Origin of the sequence: Pseudomonas sp. PA-4-8C (assembly GCF_021606625.1) — a bacterium.
GTDB lineage: Bacteria > Pseudomonadota > Gammaproteobacteria > Pseudomonadales > Pseudomonadaceae > Aquipseudomonas > Aquipseudomonas lactis.
Genome location: NZ_WKCD01000477.1, coordinates 1 through 2084, shown reverse-complemented (window position 1 = coordinate 2084; position 2084 = coordinate 1). Strand labels below are relative to the sequence as shown.

Annotated in this window: 3 protein-coding genes and 1 pseudogene; 1 reads left to right on the top strand and 3 read right to left on the bottom strand. The window is 55.6% G+C overall.

Going from position 1 to position 2084, the window contains the following annotated elements; all coding sequences use genetic code 11:
- The 3 genes from petA to rplM all read right to left on the bottom strand — a co-directional run.
- A partial coding sequence (gene petA, locus GIW04_RS30155) for a ubiquinol-cytochrome c reductase iron-sulfur subunit (RefSeq protein ID WP_003188524.1) occupies positions 1 to 591 on the bottom strand: 591 nt, incomplete at its 3' end.
- 266 nt (positions 592 to 857) lie between these two features.
- Positions 858 to 1250: a 30S ribosomal protein S9 gene (gene rpsI, locus GIW04_RS30150; RefSeq protein ID WP_002555064.1), complete on the bottom strand. Its 393-nt coding sequence runs from the start codon at positions 1248 to 1250 to the stop codon at positions 858 to 860.
- 14 nt (positions 1251 to 1264) lie between these two features.
- Positions 1265 to 1693 (bottom strand): 50S ribosomal protein L13, encoded by a 429-nt coding sequence (gene rplM / locus GIW04_RS30145; RefSeq protein WP_003188508.1) that lies wholly within the window; start codon positions 1691 to 1693, stop codon positions 1265 to 1267.
- A 250-nt stretch (positions 1694 to 1943) separates the two neighbouring features.
- Here rplM and GIW04_RS30140 point away from each other — a divergent pair.
- Positions 1944 to 2084, top strand: a pseudogene (locus GIW04_RS30140) (aldo/keto reductase); the annotation flags it as partial.

Below are 2084 nucleotides of genomic sequence, written 5' to 3'. Positions count from 1 at the left end.
CGCGTTCTCCTTGTCGAGGCCAATGACAATGATGTCGTCAGATTCGTAATTGTGAGGAGGAACCGGCAGGTTCAGGGGCGCGGGCTGGGATTTGTAGACGCGGCCAGCGAGGTCATAGTGGGAACCGTGGCACGGGCAGAAATAACCGCCGACCCAGTCTTTGCCCAAGTCGACAGGCGCCACTTCCGGGCGGAAGGTAGGTGAGCAACCCAGGTGGGTACACAGACCAACCAGCAGCAGAATCTCTGGCTTGATCGAACGCGCTTCGTTCTTGGCGTAGGCGGGCTGGTCGGACTTTTCGGATGTCGGGTCAGATAACTGGCCTTCGATCTTCTTCAGATTCCCCAGGATTTCCTCGGTACGACGAACAATGAAAACCGGCTGGCCGCGCCATTCAGCAATCATCTGCTGGCCTGGCTCGATCTTGCTGACATTCACCTTCACCGGTGCACCTGCGGCTTTCGCCTTGGCACTGGGAAACCATGACCCCACGAACGGGACCGCAGCCCCCACCGCTCCTGCAGCACCCACCACGGATGTGGCTGCTACCAAGAAGCGACGCCGGCCTGCATTCACGCCGTCATTGCTCATTCAGTCCTCTCCCATCAGCTTTTTGGCCTGTTAAATCAGGCGTCTACTAAGTGTTGAATCTTTACTTATAAAAATTTTGACGGATGGTAATGAAAAGCCCCACGTATGACAAGGGAATTGCCCGGGGCTCCGCCTCCAGGCCTTGTAGTATAGGGGGTCTACGGATGTGGCAAGTTGTCACGGCGAAAAATGTGCATAAATCGCAGGCAATAAAAAACGCCCAGCTCCGTGAGGAGGCTGGGCGTTTTTGTGGAACGTAAAGCGAATTAACGCTTCGAGTACTGCGGACGCTTACGCGCTTTACGCAGACCGACTTTCTTACGTTCAACTTCACGAGCATCGCGAGTCACGAAGCCAGCTTTGCGCAGAGCGCCACGCAGGGTTTCGTCGTACTGCATCAGAGCGCGAGTGATACCGTGGCGGATTGCGCCAGCTTGACCACTTACACCGCCACCGATAACGGTGACGTAGATGTCGAACTTTTCAACGGTCTCGGTCAATTCCAGCGGCTGACGAACTACCATGCGGGCAGTTTCGCGACCGAAGAAGTTGTCCAGGGAGCGGTTGTTGATCGAGATGTTACCAGTGCCCGGACGCAGGAAAACGCGTGCGGTTGCGGTTTTGCGACGGCCAGTGCCGTAATTTTGAGTCGCCGACATAATGAACTATTCCGTTAAAACTTCAGTTCTTGGGGCTGCTGAGCAGCATGAGGGTGTACAGCGCCCGCATAGACTTTCAGCTTGCGAAACATATCGCGACCCAGTGGGCCCTTAGGCAGCATGCCTTTGACCGCGATTTCGATCGGGGCTTCAGGCTTCTTGGCAATCAGGCCTTCGAAGTTGGAAGACTTGATACCGCCTGGGAAACCGGAGTGACGGTAGTACATTTTGTCGCTTGCTTTGTTGCCGGTTACACGAACCTGCTCAGCGTTGATGATGACGATGTAGTCGCCGGTATCAACGTGCGGGGTGTATTCAGGCTTGTGCTTGCCACGCAGACGGCTGGCGACTTCAGTGGCCAGACGACCCAGGGTCTGACCAGCGGCGTCGACGACAAACCAGTCGCGCTGAACTGTTTCCGGTTTTGCAGTAAAAGTTGTCATTCTTTAATAGCCTCAGGGGCCGCCTGTAAATTTAGACGGCGGATCTTACTGAATAGTGCGTACTTTGACAAGGTCAAAGGCAGCCGGATACAGACGCTATCGGGGGCTCGGGTCGGCGCGTCCGTTCAACGGCAAGATTCTTCGGCAGGCGGCGCATCACTTCCACTGCAGAAAGAGGTGGGCAATTATGCAGATTGCGAAAAAAAATTCAACCTGCTTTTATGATTGTTTTCCCCTGAAGGAGTACCCGATGGATTACCGACAGCTGGGCCGCACCGATCTGAATGTCAGCGCGATCGCGTTGGGCACCATGACCTGGGGCGAGCAGAACAGCGAGGCAGAGGCCTTCGCGCAGATCGAACGGGCCAAGGCCGCAGGCATCAACTTCCTC